This window comes from Corynebacterium sp. HMSC05D03, from assembly GCF_001807205.1.
In the GTDB taxonomy this organism is placed as follows: Bacteria; Actinomycetota; Actinomycetes; order Mycobacteriales; family Mycobacteriaceae; genus Corynebacterium; species Corynebacterium aurimucosum.
The window spans coordinates 31357-46053 of the sequence record NZ_KV788177.1 but is presented as its reverse complement, the minus strand read 5'-3'; the positions used below and the strand labels follow the sequence as shown (position 1 = coordinate 46053).

The window sequence follows — 14697 nt, the reverse complement described above, 5'->3', positions numbered from 1 at the left end:
TAGCTATGCTCGGGCCTATGACTTCCTATGACCCCGAAACCGTGGGCTTCTTTGACATTGCCCACGAAGGCGCCCAGGCGCGCGTGGTGGCTGCATCCGTGCCGGAGCTTGCTCGCGTGCTGGGCGGACTCCGCCCGCGCAGCGTCGTCATCCTTGCCGCCGACCAAGTTTCTCGCGCTGCCGCTCACGTTGCTGTGGGCCTAGCTGAGCCCGCTGAAGTCCCCATCATGGTCAGCGAGTCACTACCGCGCTTTACCGGTGCCCTCGATGTCGTGGTGGTGGTGGGGGATAGCCCGTGGGTGGAGCGCGCGCTGCATACTGCTGCGCGCCGGGGTGCCACGACAGTCCTTCTCAATGAGATCGACGACGCCCCCGAGGACACCATCGTCATTGACAACCTACCCACCGCCGAAGGGATCTCCCCGGTGCGCGTGATTACAGCTGTGCACGCGGTGTACGCGGTGCTGAGCGAAGACCCAGTTCTCGTTTCCCGCCGTGTGGAGGACGTCGCCGATGCAGTGGACCGTGAGCTGGAAGCACTATCCCCGCAACGTGACTCCACGACGAACCCTGGGCGCGCGTTGCGTGAATTCGTAGAGGGCGGGCGAGTCATCCACAGCTGTGGGCCCGATCCTTATGCGTTGTCGGAGGAGCGCACGCGCGTGCACCTTGACGCGCTTGTTGCCCGCATGGCCGGTGCGCTGTGGGCAGCCCACGGACTGGGAGGGACCGTTGTTGATGCGGAAGGCTTAGGGCCGATTCTGCAGACAGACCCGACTGACATCTTCTACGACCCGTTTGAAGCGGACGAGCCTTTGGTACCCTTGAAAATTGTTTTATGGGGACAGGAAGAGGCGAACCTTCCCCACTCTTTCGCAGCAGCGAGCGCCGACACCTCCTGTGGGGAATTGGCCCGCGCGCTGCAGCTGATTACGCGCAGTTATGCCGCGACCGCCTACGACGTGAAATAAAGGATTTCAATGAAGTTGCTCACCAGCGCTGCCCGCAATTATTCGTGGGGTTCGCGTACGCTTATCCCGACGCTGCTCGGCGAGCCGGAAGCCCACAGCCCGGTAGCAGAGCTGTGGTTCGGTGCGCATCCGGCTGACCCTTCAACGATTGGGGAGGAGAAGCTGGATGAGATCATCGCGGCCGACCCCCAAGGACAGCTGGGACAGCGGGTGGCTGACAAGTATGGTGCCGGCCTGCCCTTCTTGCTGAAGATTCTGGCAGCCGCCGAACCGCTATCGCTGCAGGCGCATCCTTCGAAACAGCAGGCCGAGGAAGGCTTTGCCCGCGAGAACGCGGCGGGAATCGATCTCACGGCAGCTAATCGCAACTACAAGGATGACAACCACAAGCCGGAACTCATCGTGGCGCTCACCGAGTTTTACGCCATGGCGGGATTCCGCCCCCTTGCGCAGACCCGCAGCCTCTTCGCGGCTTTGGAATGCGAAGAACTAGCGCACTATGAAGGCATGCTTGATGCGGATCCAGCCGCCGAAGGCGATAGTCTCCGCGCGCTGTTTACCACCTGGATTACGATCCCTGGCCCCAAGCGCAAGGAACTGATCAATGCGGTGGTGGCTGCTGGTGAGCGACTGCGCAGCACCCAGGCAAGTGAGCCGTGGATGACCACCGTGATGGGTACCGTGGCCAAGCTCAATGAACAGTACCCAGGTGATATCGGCGTTCTGGGAGCGCTTCTGCTCAACCACATTGTCCTGCAGCCAGGGGAGGCGATTTACCTCGACGCCGGGCAGTTGCATGCCTATGTCTCCGGCTTAGGCGTAGAGATCATGGCCAACTCCGATAACGTGCTACGCGGCGGATTGACCCCGAAGTTCGTTGACGTTCCTGAACTGGTCAAGGTCCTCACCTACGAGGCGGCTGAAGACCCGCGAGTGGAGTTAGTGGATGCCTCCGAAACCGGAAACGTGAAGGGCGCGAAGGCATGGTCCTATCCGGTACCGATTGAGGAATTCCTGCTGGACCGTGTAGAGCTTTCCGGCGAGGAGAGCGTCGATGTCGACAGCGATGGCCCGATGATTCTGCTGTGTACCTCCGGCGCAGCTGCGTTGAGCAACGCGGAGGCAGAGAGCCTCAACTTAAGCGCGGGCCACGCTGCGTGGCTCCCTGCCAACGACCCTGTTGCTACCGTCCGCGCTGCCGGCGCCGAGGGTGCTGAGGTATTCATCGCCCGCGTCTAAGCCCATGGCGTGCGGCCAGCCTTAAAACTGCGCAGCTGCCCAGGCTTTGTGTGCGCCTGGGCAGCTGTGAGGGGATTTAAGTGTGAGAGAATTTAAGCCGACTCTGTGATCGCCGGTCCGGCGGTTGGCTCGGGGGAGCTTTCAGCCGGAGCAGTGGCGGTGGGGGTTGCTGCAGAAGGTTCCTCGGCAACGGGGGCATCATCCGTCGGCGCCGCTGGGGTGGGAGCCTCGTTGCTTCGATGAGTCTCGGCGTCGCGCCCCGGAGTTTTCGCGCCATCGCCGACTAGTGGGGCGGTTCCTTCCCACGGTTTCTTGCCTGCTTCGCGGGGTTCTGCGGGGGTCTCAGCATCAGGTGCGGGAGCTTCGTGGGTGAACCCAGCTGGCCGCGGATTGAAGGACTCAGGGGAGTCAGAAGGTTCTTCAGGCTGTGGCTGCCCGGAGGACTGCGGGCCAGCGTGGTGGTCCTCCGTTGGGCTCTCTTGTGGAACGATCGTCGGTGACTCCGGTGTGGTCGGCGGCTGCGTCGGCTCTGAGCTCGGCTGAGGAGAGCCCGGTACTGGCGACCCAGGGGCCGTCGTAGCGGAACCTTCAGATGGCGGCGCAGTGGGAGCCGTGCTGAGCGGAGCCTGCGGGTACTGCGTGTTCGGCGTTACCTGCGGCTGCTGGTTCTGCAGCGAGGAGACATTATCAGGGCGGTAGACAGCCGTGGGCGCAGCCGGTTCCGTGCGGTTCACTACGGCATTCGGTGCCAAATACGGATCCTCCGCGGGTGCGGCAACCTGAGTCTGGGACTGCTTGGAGCGCGTCGAGGTCGGGGAGGCCGTGGTGGTGTAGGAGTGCGTTGCCGAAGATGACGTGGCCGGAGCGCTTGAGGCAGCGGTGGCGGCGGAGGGCTTGGATACCACGGAATCCGGCGCGCTCATGCGCCAAACTGCGATGCCAACGGCGACGGCGCATAGGAGGCCTGCCACGACGAAAGCCACAATGCGGCGAGGGGTGCTCGTCATGCGGGGCGCTCTCCTTCCTACTCAAATTGCTGCGCAAAAGCCTGCTCAAATGTCACAAGACGGTAACAACGATAACACGAAACTGAGGATAGTAAATGGGCTGGGCAATAATCCCCACGCGCTTCTTATGTGAGCCGGTCTTCGGTGCGCTGTAGAAGGAGAGAGAAATGTGAAAGAGGAAGGAAAGGTAAATAGCTAGTGCCGTAATAAAACGGGCCCGCGGGAGCAAGCCTTGCATACGTGCGCCTAAAGAATGGTAGAACTTGGATTAGATAGCGGCTGCGCGGCGTGCCCCGCCTGCGAATCCGCACCGGCCCACCGTGGATATAAGAACACAGACCCCTAATTCACCAGAGCATAAAGGAGAAAACAATGAGCTCATGGGATGAAGACATCTTCGCTGACGAGGCCAACGTCGACTTCTTGGATGAACTGGCTGATCTAGAGGATGAAGAGATCGTTGCTGCGGTCGATGATGCCTGCGCGCTTGCGGCTTCAGGTGAGGCGCAGACTGAAGAGGAGCAGCGCAACGCCCTAGCGGCGGCCACGATTGCTGCCATCTGGGCAGGTGCTCCGTTCAGTGCCGGGGAGGTCGTTGAGGACTACCCCTTCATCCGGGATCTCGCCGGCTCCGGCAGCGAGAACCTGAACGAAAACGCGCTCGAGCTGATCGAAGGTGTGGAAGAGGACTATGACCTTGAGCCCTTCATTGAGGCTCTGTCGTAGAGCCAGCTTTCCTAGAAACAGCTCGAGCACCAGATACACCAAGCATGCTGATCAGTATTGAAGGAATTGACGGCGCGGGTAAGAACACCATCACCCAGCGCTTGCGGGAAGAACTAGCCTGCGATGTCGAAGTCTTAAGCTTCCCGCGCTACGAAGACTCCATCCATGCCCAGCTCGCGCAGGAGGCGCTCTACGGGCGTATGGGTGACCTCACCGATTCGATCTACGGGATGGCCACGCTCTTTGCGCTGGATCGGCGGGGCGCCAAGGAACAGCTCCTCACCGCCGCTGCGTCCTCGGACTCTCTGCTCATTCTGGACCGCTATGTGGCCTCCAACGCCGCGTACTCTTCCGCGCGGGTGGGAGGGGAGCTCATTGTTGATTGGATTTATGAGCTCGAATTCGAGCGCTTCGGCCTGCCGGTGCCGCAACTGCAGGTCTTTTTGGATACCGACGTAGCCCTTGCCGGCCAGCGTGCCGTGGCCCGTGCAGCAGAGGATGAGGGACGCAACCGCGACCGCTATGAACGCGATGCCGCGCTGCAGTCACGCACGGCGGCTGCCTACCGTCAGTTGGCGGAGCAGCAGTGGGCAGGGCGGTGGATCGCCACCGCGGATGCCGATATGATTATCCAAGCTGTCAAGGAGCTTGTAGGAGAACAATAACGTGGCACCGAAAATCTTGGTCGTGGATGATGATCCGGCGATTGCCGAAATGCTTACCATCGTGCTCGAGGCGGAAGGGCTGGAACCTATTGCCGTCAACGATGGTAATGAGGCCATCCCGGCCTTCCGCGAGCATGACCCCGATCTGATCCTGTTGGATCTCATGCTTCCGGGTATGAACGGCGTTGATATCTGCCGTGCCATCCGTACCGAGTCCTCGGTGCCTATCGTGATGCTCACCGCAAAGACCGATACCGTCGATGTGGTCCTTGGCCTCGAATCGGGGGCGGATGACTACATCACCAAACCCTTCAAGCCGAAAGAGCTCATCGCCCGTATCCGTGCGCGCCTGCGCCGGATTGACGGGGGTACGAGCGAAATAATTGAGGTAGGGGACCTGCTTATCGACGTCCCCGAGCACACCGTCACCCGTAAGGGCGGCGAGGAGATCTCGCTGACCCCGCTAGAGTTCGACCTCCTGCTGGAGATGGCTCGAAAGCCCGGACAGGTGCACACCCGCGAGGCGTTGCTCGAATCCGTCTGGGGTTACCGCCACGCTTCCGATACTCGCTTGGTCAACGTGCATGTTCAGCGCCTGCGCGCAAAGATCGAGCACGACCCAGAAGATCCACACATCGTGCTCACGGTGCGCGGTGTGGGATACAAGACTGGAAAAATCGCCGAGTAAAGGACTACCGCTATTTTTGGTTGGTTAAGGCGAGCCCGGGATGGCGTCGTCGAGCGCTGGCGCACGTCCCTGCAGACACGTGTCTTGGGCATGATGCTGGTCGCCTCCACGGTGGTCATGATCATCCTGGCGTATGCACTGGTGTCGGTGTTGACACAACAGCTCGTGAGCCAGAAGGAAGACACCGCACTGCAGGAGCTCGACCGCGCTCGTGTGGCCGTGGAGCAGCAGATCGATGCCACCGGCACAGCAAATTCAACGCAGGTGCGCATCAACTCTGCGCGCGCCGCCTTGGGCCAAATGTCGGCGCAACAGCCCGATGCCCAGGCCGTGTATGAGCCGGTCATCGTCGTGGAAAACTCAGACGGCACGGCCACGACCTCGCCGGAGGGCTACCGTATTCCCGATGGGATGCGCGAGCTCGTCAGCCGCGGTCAGGTTGTCCAGCAATATGCCACGGTGGACCAGCAGTCGGGGGCGACCTATAACGCGTTGATGGTGGGCACACCCATTGAAAGTGATATCCCGAATACCCAGGTCTACCTCGTATTGTCCATGGAGTCCGAGGAATCCACGATGGCGCTTATGCGTGGTCTGCTCTCGGCCGCCGGAGTGGTGGTCGTGGTCCTCCTCGTAGGTATTGCCTGGCTGGCCACCCAGCAGGTGATCGTCCCGATTCGCTCCGCATCCCGCATTGCACAACGATTTGCCGCCGGCCACCTGCGCGAGCGCATGGTGGTCAACTCGGATGATGAGATGGGCCGCCTTGCTTCCTCTTTCAATGACATGGCAGACAAGCTGTCAAAGCAGATTACCCAGCTGGAGGAATATGGCGACCTCCAGCGGCAGTTCACTTCCGATGTCTCTCACGAGTTGCGCACGCCGCTGACGACGGTGCGCATGGCGGCGGATGTCATCGCGGAAGACGCAGAAGAGTTCAACCCCTACACCAAACGTTCGGCGGAGTTGCTCATCAAGGAGCTGGACCGTTTCGAGGACTTGCTCGCGGACCTTTTGGAGATCTCTCGCCACGATGCAGGCGTGGCTGATTTGTCCACGGCCTCCCTTGATATTCGCTCCTGTTTGGACTCCGCACTGAGCCAGGTGGAACACCTCGCCGACGAGTTGGGGGTGGAGGTTATCGTTCATGCCCCAGAGGAACCCGTGGCTGTGGAATGCGATTCGCGCCGCGTCGAGCGCATCTTGCGTAACCTGCTCGCGAACGCCATTGATCACTCTGAAGGCAACCCCGTTACCGTGGATATCGGCGCGACTGAGGATGCCGTTGGCATCGCCGTCACCGATTCTGGCGTGGGACTCAAGGAAGGTCAGGAGGAGCTGGTGTTCAACCGCTTCTGGCGCGCGGATTCCTCGCGCAAGCGCCACTCAGGCGGAACCGGCTTAGGCTTGGCCATCGCTCGCGAGGATGCCGTGCTCCATGGAGGCACTCTGGATGCCATCGGCTACTTCGGCATCGGCTCGCGCTTCCGTCTAGTCCTGCCACGCACCCCGGGGGAAGCGGTGGAATCTGAGCCCATTGCCCTCGAGGTCCCGGGCGCTCCGAAGCCCGTCGAAGCGGAGGAACAGTCCGCGCTCGACGTGAGCACTGAACTAGGAGCCCCTGCAGTAAAGGCAGAGCCGGATAACGGGATAGTGTGGCCCTCGGAGCGCGAAGCGCGTGGCGCGGAAGCGCCGTTCAATCAAGACATCGTCCCCGATTTCGACGAGGAGGCCCAGCGATGATTCCGGCCCGCCGCTCACTCGCAGTGCTCAGCTGCGTCGCGCTTACTACCCTCGTCGGGTGCTCGACCTTGCCGCATAACACTGATCCCCAGGTGATCGGCACCTTTGAACCTCATGAGCGGGCAGACGATGCCGTCGTGGAGCCCCGCACCGATAGCGAACCGGACCTCTTAGTCCGTGACTTCTATTCGGCCGTGGCGATTCCCACTGGCAACTACGCTGCTGCCCGCACCTTCCTTGCCTCCGAAATCGCTAATTCCTGGGATCCCACGGATACCGTGCTCGTCGTGGACTCCATCGACCTTGTGACCTCAAACATGGAAGACGGTGCCCTCGAGTATTCAGTGCGCGGCAACATTATCGGCCGTCTGGCGAATGGCGGGGCCTATGTCCCGGATAACTCGCGTCTTGAGGCGACTGTCCGCCTGCGCCAGTTCAATGGGCAATGGCGCATTACCGACCTGCCTACTGGCGCGGTGATCGAGCGCACGGAACTGCGCAACCGCTACCGCCCGCAGTCGCTGTACTTCTTCGGTACAACCCAGCGCCTACTGGTGGCGGACCGTCGGTGGCTCTACTCGGGAAAGGACTCGATCGCTTCAGAGTTGGTCACCCTCCTGCTACAGGGTCCGTCTTCCGATATCGCTCCGGCGACCTCCACCTTGATCCCGAAGGATGCCACTTTCTTAGGCATCAACGATGGTGTGTATGAATTCAGTGGGATGTCAGCAATGAGCCAGGAGGAGCGCCTTAAATTTGCCTCCCAGTTGGTCTGGACTCTCAACAACGCGGAGATCACTAATTCAGTTCGCGCCACCATCGATGGCAGCCCCTTGGTTGACAACATGGAGGAGATGACCATCGATGATTTCGCCGAGTTTAACCCAGAGGTAGCTGCCCAATCCGTGCCCAAGCTCTACGCCGTCAACGACGGCTCCCTGCTGGAAGTCAAGGGCGAAGGTAGCACCGAGGTACAGGGCATGGCCGGCCAGATCCATGACATCCAGTCCGCCGATATCTCGGATGAGGGGATGGTGGCCGCGGTGCGTAAGCGTTCTGAGAAGGAATCGCAGCTGGCGATGGGCGAGCTCGGCCACGGACTCAAGGGTTCGGTCAAGGGCGAAACCCTAGCCCGCCCCACCTTTGAGGTGGGCGGCCAGGTGGCGTGGACCGTTGTTGACGGCAAACATGTAGTCCGTGTGACGCGTTCGCCGGCGACTGGCGAACTGAGTACCGCGGAGGTGGACACCTCTGCACTGGAGAACATGGAGGGAGAGATCTCGGTCATTCGACTGTCCCTCACGGGAGCCCGTATCGCCATGATCATCGACGGCAGCATTTACACAGGCGTGGTGGCCCGCGCGACCTCGGGCGAGCGGCGTATCGTCAACATCCACCAAGTTGGTCCAGAGCTGACCGGCTCGGCCTTGTCCGTGGAGTGGCAGACGGATGGTTCTTTGCTCGTGGGTACCTCGGCGTCGAATTCGCCCGTGTGGCGTATTGAGCAAGACGGTTCCTCTGCTACCACCTTACCTACCGGAAATATCACCGCGCCGGTGGTGGCGGTGGCTTCCTCGCCGTCGACGCACTACGTCACCGATGCGCATGCTCTACTGCAGCTTCCCGCAGGCGGATCTGAACGCTCGTATTGGCGTGAAGTCGAAGGCCTGCAGGGAGTGCGATCCTCACCCATCATCGCGCGCTAGAGTCGCGCTAAAGTGGGGCGCATGCCGAAGAATCGGGGGATAGGGGAGGTCACGGCCGCTCTCGTGGAGCTTTTCTTGCCACGCCCCTGCGCTGGGTGCGGGGGAGAAACAGCTGCGGGCGGGGTGTTGTGCGCTTCCTGCCAGGAACACTTGCGGCAGGTTCCACGCCGGGTGGAACGGCCGCGGCCCCTGGGGTTTCCGGCATGGGCTCTTGGTCCCTATTCCGATACTCGCCGTGGTGTCATCATCGCCATGAAGGAACACGGGCACCACGCAGTGCGTGCTCACCTCGGGGCGGTGTTCGCTGCCGGCATCGATTACTTGCGCGCCCGCGGTGATATCCCGGAGACTGGGTTGCTCGTGCCAGCGCCGACGCGCGTGTCCTCGGCTCGTCGCCGCGGTGGCGATCCTGTTGCCGCGCTGTGCCAGGCAGCGGCTGCCAGGCTTCCAGGCTGGGCTGTGGTTAATGCCCTGAGCACGGCTGAAAGCAGTGCGGATCAATCAGAGCTCAGCGCCGTGGAGCGCGCCGATAACATGCGGACAGCCGTGCTGTTGCGTCCCGCCGCCCGCGAACTGGTGGGGAAGAACGTGATGCTTGTCGACGACGTCATCACCACCGGCGCAACTCTGCGTGCTAGCGCCGCGCGTGTATGGGCTATCGGGGGTGACGTCGCGGGCGCGATTGTGCTGGCAGATGCGTAGGGCGGGCCATCATCATGCATGAGTGTAGGGGCCAGTCATCGTGTAGGTTATGACCAGTGGTAACATGAGGGGTGTCACAGGGAAGCGGGCTTCCGGCTCCTTATCACAGGCTTGTAGAAGTCCGCAGAATGTGCAGTCATTCAGTCCCCACGAGTATAGGGAGGCATTTCATGTCCCAGCAGACCAACGCTCAGGTCACCATCACCGGCCGTAACGTGGAGGTTCCGGAGCACTTCCAGGAACGTGTCACTGAAAAACTAGCCAAGATCGAGCGCCTTGATCCGACCCTGACCTTCTTCCACGTGGAGCTGCAGCACGAGCCGAACCCGCGCCGCGAGTCCGAGGCAGAGCGTCTGCAGATCACCGCTACCGGTAAGGGGCACATCGCTCGCGCCGAGGCGAAGGAAGATTCTTTCTATGCGGCACTCGAGACCGCTCTGGGCAAGATGGAACGCTCCCTGCGCAAGGTTAAGGTGCGCCGTGAGAACGTGAAGTCCGGCCACCGCGCCCAGAAGGGTACTGGTCAGATCGCCGCTGAGCTGGTCGCTGAAGCTGAGGCAGCTAAGCCCGCTAAGGAAGAGCGCTACATCGATCCCTACGCCGAGACTGTCGAGGATGTTCGTCCGGGCCAGGTTGTCCGCTTCAAGGAGCACCCAGCAACCCCGATGTCTGTTGATGATGCGCTCAGCGAGATGGAGCTGGTCGGCCACGACTTCTACCTCTTTATCAACGAGGAGAACAACAAGCCTTCTGTGGTTTACCGCCGCCACGCATTCGACTACGGTCTTATTTCCTTGACGGATGCTGATGCTTAAGGCCTGAGCCTTAAAGGCCGTAGGGCCTAATACACAGGCTCCCTGCACCGCAGCGCACACGCGCAGCGAGACAGGGAGCCTTCTTATGTCCCTATTAGGCATTGTTAATCTTCGATCATCTTTTTTCGTGACGGCCGAGGGGAGCGTCCTGCAAACGTCGGGGTGGGGACAGAATTGCGCTTTGGGTTGGGTGGCGAATCGTGAGAGAAAAGCTAGTGAGTACAATGGCGACGAGTTAACTTATTTGTCGCGACAAGAAGGACTATCTAGACGTGTTTGGACTTTCCAAGCTGCTCCGTGCCGGTGAGGGGCGCACCGTCAAGCGCCTGGCCAAAATTGCAGATGATGTTATTGCCTTAGAAGATAAATTCGCGGCGCTGTCGGACGACGAGCTCAAGGCTAAGACTGACGAGTTTAAGAAGCGTCTGGCGGATGGCGAAAAGATGAATGACATCCTTCTCGAAGCCTTCGCCACCGTGCGTGAGGCTGCCTGGCGCGTGCTTGACCAGAAGCACTACAAGGTGCAGGTTATGGGCGGTGCCGCCCTGCACTTCGGCAACGTCGCTGAGATGCGCACCGGTGAGGGCAAGACCCTGACCTCGCTGCTGCCGGCCTACCTCAATGCGCTGGAGGGCAAGGGCGTACACATCGTGACGGTCAACGATTACTTGGCCAAGCGTGACGCCGAGATGATGGGCCGTGTCCACCGCTGGCTGGGCCTCACCGTTGGCGTCATCCTCTCCGAAATGCGCCCTGCGGAGCGTAAGGAAGCTTATGCTTGCGACATCACGTACGGCACCAACAATGAGCTGGGCTTTGACTACCTGCGCGACAACATGGTCCGCTCGCTCAATGACACGGTCCAGCGTGGCCACAATTACTGCATTGTGGATGAGGTTGACTCCATCCTGATCGACGAGGCCCGTACCCCGCTCATTATTTCCGGACCGGTCGACGGCTCCTCCCAGTTCTACGGCGTTTTCTCCAAGCTAGCGCCGAAGATGCGCGAGGGCATCCACTACGAGGTGGACCACAAGAAGCGCACCATTGGTGTGCTGGAGGAGGGCGTCGAATTCGTCGAGGATCAGCTGGGCATTGAAAACCTCTACGCCCCAGAGCACTCCCAGTTGGTGTCCTACCTCAACAATGCCTTGAAGGCGAAGGAGCTCTTCACCCGCGATAAGGACTACATTGTCCGCAATGGCGAAGTGCTGATCGTGGATAGCTTCACCGGCCGTGTTCTGGCTGGCCGCCGCTACAACGAAGGTATGCACCAGGCCATTGAGGCAAAGGAAGAGGTGGAGATCAAGAACGAGAACCAGACTCTCGCCACCGTTACGCTCCAGAACTACTTCCGCCTCTACGACAAGATTTCCGGCATGACCGGTACCGCAGAAACCGAGGCTGCTGAGTTGCACTCCATCTATGGGCTAGATGTGGTGCCGATTCCGACGAATAAGCCGAACCAGCGTACCGATCACTCCGACCGCATCTACAAGACCCAGGAAGCCAAGTTCGCTGCGGTGGTGGATGACATCGAGGAACACGTTGCCGACGGCCAGCCGGTGTTGGTGGGTACCACCTCCGTGGAGCGCTCCGAGTACCTCTCGCAACTGTTGAGCAAGCGCGGAATCAAGCACTCGGTACTCAATGCGAAGCACCATGAGGAAGAGGGACAGATCGTCGCCCGTGCCGGCCGCCCGGGCGCCGTAACCGTCGCCACCAACATGGCCGGCCGCGGTACCGATATCGTGCTCGGCGGTAACCCCGAGGTCATCCTGGATGAGAAGCTGCGCGAGCGCGGCCTCGATCCCTTTGAGGATGAAGAGAAGTACCAGGAGGCCTGGGATTCCGAGATCGATCAGGAGAGGGAACGCTCCAAGCGCCTGGGCGACGAGGTCCGCGAGGCCGGCGGCCTGTACGTATTGGGCACCGAGCGCCACGAGTCGCGCCGTATTGATAACCAGCTGCGCGGCCGTTCCGGCCGTCAGGGTGACCCGGGTGAGACCCGTTTCTACCTGTCCATGCGTGATGAGCTCATGGTGCGCTTCGTGGGCCAGTCCATGGAGAATATGATGAACCGCCTCAACGTGCCAGATGATGTGCCGATCGAGGCCAAGATGGTCTCTAACTCCATCAAGGGTGCACAGGCACAGGTGGAAAACCAGAACTTTGAGATGCGTAAAAACGTGCTCAAGTACGATGAGGTACTCAATGAGCAGCGCAAGGTGGTATACGCCACCCGCCACGACATCCTCGAGGCCAGCGACATCAAGGACAACATCCGCGAGATGATCAACGACACCGTGTCTGCTTACGTGGCGGGTGCGACGGCTACCGGCTACGTGGAGGACTGGAACCTAGACGAGCTGTGGAATGCGCTGGAATCCCTCTACGGGCCGACCATGACGCACGAGGAGCTTGTCGCCGGTACCGAGTACGGCTCCGCCGGCGAGATTTCTGCGGAGCAGCTGCGCGATGCACTGTTGGCTGATGCGAATTCCGAGTATGACCAACTCGAAGAAGCTGTGAGCGCTATCGGTGGTGAGAGCCAGATGCGCAATACCGAGCGCATGATCATCCTGCCGGTTATTGACCAGAAGTGGCGCGAGCACCTCTATGAGATGGATTACCTCAAGGAAGGCATCGGTCTGCGTGCCATGGCGCAGCGAGATCCTCTGGTGGAGTACCAGAAGGAAGGCGGCGACATGTTCAATGCCATGAACGACGCGGTCAAGGAAGAAACCGTGCGCCAGCTGTTTATGCTGCGCAAGCAGTTCAAGGCGCAGGAAGAGGCAAACGCAGTGAATGAAGCGGAAGCCTAGGGCAACCTTGATGCGCCAGCGCTAGTCAACGCAGGACGCCGTGGGAATCATTCCCCACGGCGTCTTTTTATTGGAAGTAGTTAGGTATATACTGTCAGAACATTAATTATTGTTCTTCGGAGGTTGAGTCAGTATGCGCCGCTTGTCTCTGCGAGTAGGTCTATCCGTGTTCGCATCTGCCACCCTGCTGGGTGGCGGCGCAGCTGCTTCGGCTGTGGAACTAGCCCCAGAAGAGCAGTGCCAGCTGGCCTCCGTATTGGGCTCTCAAAGCGATGACTCCCTGAAGGGCGCTGCACTCAGCTCGCAGGATGTTGTCTCCACTCAGTGTGGCGCGGTGTCTGAACCGGAAAGTCTTGATGAAGCTACTGCGAAGCTTCCCGTGGTGGGGGCCACCATGTTTGGCGGCATCAGCCTAGCTTTGGTGAGCGCTTCTGCAGCCTTCGCCGGAATCGATTGGACACCCATCCTGATCAAGCTGGGATCGATGTTTTAAGACCAGCGCTAAGTCATAGGCGTGATTTCTAGGGCTCTTCAAGGCCGCAAACTCATCTTTTCAGAACCTCTGTCTCTTGTGTCAGTGGGTTTGCAGGCCGCCCGAAAGTAAGCGGAAAGACCGCAGGTGTCGGCCGGTTGCAGCGCCGGTAAAAGCGCGCCGTGTTGAGCCTAAGAGCACCGAACCGAAGAACTCACCATTTGAGCGCGCGTGCAAGCTGCGCAGCGTCATTCCTCCGTGCGATTCTGCAGCTGCCTGGGCTTTCCTCCAGGCGCGCACATGCTTAGTGATTTCTGGGGCGAAGCGTGGGTTATTGAGATGACTCAAAGGCCGCAAGGCGGCGGCGACTTCGAGAACTATGACAACGAGACCACGGATCTCTTCCCGCGTGGCCAGGTCGCGAGCTGTGGGCTCGCGCTCATAGCGGATACGTTGCGGGGCAACATACAGTTGTAGGTGGCTCATGCCGGGGATGGGGGTGTACATGTGAATAGCGTCCTCTTCCGCAGTGCGCGGTACGGAGGAAAGCGCTGAAGCAAGGATCGGGGGATGGCACAGAGAAGGAAGCTGGATGTACGTTCATTGTGCCATGGCAGCCCCGTCTGCGGCTAGAGCTTTGCAGCGCATTGGCCGGTGAGAGCAGGCGGGCGGTATGTTCGCTATACTTTCGGACGATAAACACAGTTCAATGCGAAGGGTAGATAATATGCGTGGACTCATCGTCGATTTTGTAGGCGTGCTTGACGGCACCGAAGAGGACGTCAAGCGCTGGCGGGAACTATTCGCCGCCGCGAAATCCAACGGAGTTGCCACCGCTATCCTTTCGAACGATCCGGGCGGCCCAGGTGCGGAGCACATTCGAGAGTGGGAATACCGCGGCATCGTGGATGCCGTGGTGCTTTCTGGCGAGGTTGGCGCTGAGAAGCCGGACCGTGCTGCCTTCCAAGCCGCGGCAGATGCTATTGACCTGCCGATTAATGATTGCGTCATGGTGGATGATTCCATCGTTAACGTGCGCGCTGCTGTGGAGAACGGCATGGTGGGCATGCTCTACACGGTCTTCGATCGCACGAGCGTTGAGGTTCAGGCAGTCTTCGACATTGAAGGTGAGTTCTAA

General features: G+C 60.4%; 14 protein-coding genes. 12 read left to right on the top strand and 2 right to left on the bottom strand.

The features are described 5' to 3' along the window. The first annotated feature begins 17 nt into the window (after positions 1-17). Positions 18-971 (top strand): exopolyphosphatase, encoded by a 954-nt coding sequence (locus HMPREF3147_RS06550; protein WP_246815736.1) that lies wholly within the window; start codon positions 18-20, stop codon positions 969-971. Between the two features lie 9 nt (positions 972-980). Continuing rightward, entirely contained in the window at positions 981-2210 is a 1230-nt protein-coding gene (gene manA, locus HMPREF3147_RS06545) for a mannose-6-phosphate isomerase, class I (protein WP_070446176.1), read from the top strand. Between the two features lie 92 nt (positions 2211-2302). On the opposite strand, the gene HMPREF3147_RS06540 is transcribed toward manA, so the two are convergent. Beyond that, on the bottom strand, positions 2303-3217 hold the full coding sequence (locus tag HMPREF3147_RS06540; RefSeq protein WP_070446174.1) for a DNA-directed RNA polymerase II: 915 nt from the start codon (positions 3215-3217) through the stop codon (positions 2303-2305). A 372-nt stretch (positions 3218-3589) separates the two neighbouring features. On the opposite strand from HMPREF3147_RS06540, the gene HMPREF3147_RS06530 reads away from it, so the two are divergent. From HMPREF3147_RS06530 to HMPREF3147_RS06490, 9 genes are all read left to right on the top strand, one after another. Next, positions 3590-3943 (top strand): DUF4259 domain-containing protein, encoded by a 354-nt coding sequence (locus HMPREF3147_RS06530; protein ID WP_070446169.1) that lies wholly within the window; start codon positions 3590-3592, stop codon positions 3941-3943. A gap of 44 nt (positions 3944-3987) precedes the next feature. After that, positions 3988-4608, top strand: a complete 621-nt coding sequence (locus HMPREF3147_RS06525; RefSeq protein ID WP_070446167.1) for a dTMP kinase — start codon at positions 3988-3990, stop codon at positions 4606-4608. 1 nt (position 4609) lies between these two features. Further along, entirely contained in the window at positions 4610-5296 is a 687-nt protein-coding gene (gene mtrA, locus HMPREF3147_RS06520; protein ID WP_070446165.1) for an MtrAB system response regulator MtrA, read from the top strand. Positions 5297-5365: 69 nt separating this feature from the next. After that, entirely contained in the window at positions 5366-7039 is a 1674-nt protein-coding gene (gene mtrB, locus HMPREF3147_RS06515; protein ID WP_305764403.1) for an MtrAB system histidine kinase MtrB, read from the top strand. Further along, positions 7036-8745: an MtrAB system accessory lipoprotein LpqB gene (lpqB, locus tag HMPREF3147_RS06510; protein ID WP_070446161.1), complete on the top strand. Its 1710-nt coding sequence runs from the start codon at positions 7036-7038 to the stop codon at positions 8743-8745. The genes mtrB and lpqB overlap by 4 nt, the downstream gene beginning before the upstream one ends. 21 nt (positions 8746-8766) lie before the next feature. Further along, positions 8767-9447 (top strand): ComF family protein, encoded by a 681-nt coding sequence (locus HMPREF3147_RS06505; protein ID WP_070446159.1) that lies wholly within the window; start codon positions 8767-8769, stop codon positions 9445-9447. A 170-nt stretch (positions 9448-9617) separates the two neighbouring features. Beyond that, positions 9618-10262, top strand: coding sequence for a ribosome hibernation-promoting factor, HPF/YfiA family (hpf, locus tag HMPREF3147_RS06500; protein ID WP_010189188.1), 645 nt, complete (start codon positions 9618-9620; stop codon positions 10260-10262). Positions 10263-10534: 272 nt separating this feature from the next. Next, positions 10535-13087, top strand: coding sequence for a preprotein translocase subunit SecA (secA, locus tag HMPREF3147_RS06495; protein WP_070446158.1), 2553 nt, complete (start codon positions 10535-10537; stop codon positions 13085-13087). A 133-nt stretch (positions 13088-13220) separates the two neighbouring features. Then, a complete protein-coding gene (locus HMPREF3147_RS06490; protein ID WP_070446156.1) occupies positions 13221-13580 on the top strand; it encodes a hypothetical protein in 360 nt (119 codons plus the stop codon). 81 nt (positions 13581-13661) lie between these two features. On the opposite strand, the gene HMPREF3147_RS12575 is transcribed toward HMPREF3147_RS06490, so the two are convergent. Continuing rightward, positions 13662-14066: a hypothetical protein gene (locus tag HMPREF3147_RS12575; protein WP_083276453.1), complete on the bottom strand. Its 405-nt coding sequence runs from the start codon at positions 14064-14066 to the stop codon at positions 13662-13664. A gap of 220 nt (positions 14067-14286) precedes the next feature. On the opposite strand from HMPREF3147_RS12575, the gene HMPREF3147_RS06485 reads away from it, so the two are divergent. Next, the gene (locus HMPREF3147_RS06485; RefSeq protein ID WP_010189184.1) at positions 14287-14697 is read left to right on the top strand and encodes an HAD-IA family hydrolase; all 411 of its coding nucleotides are present in this window, start codon (positions 14287-14289) and stop codon (positions 14695-14697) included.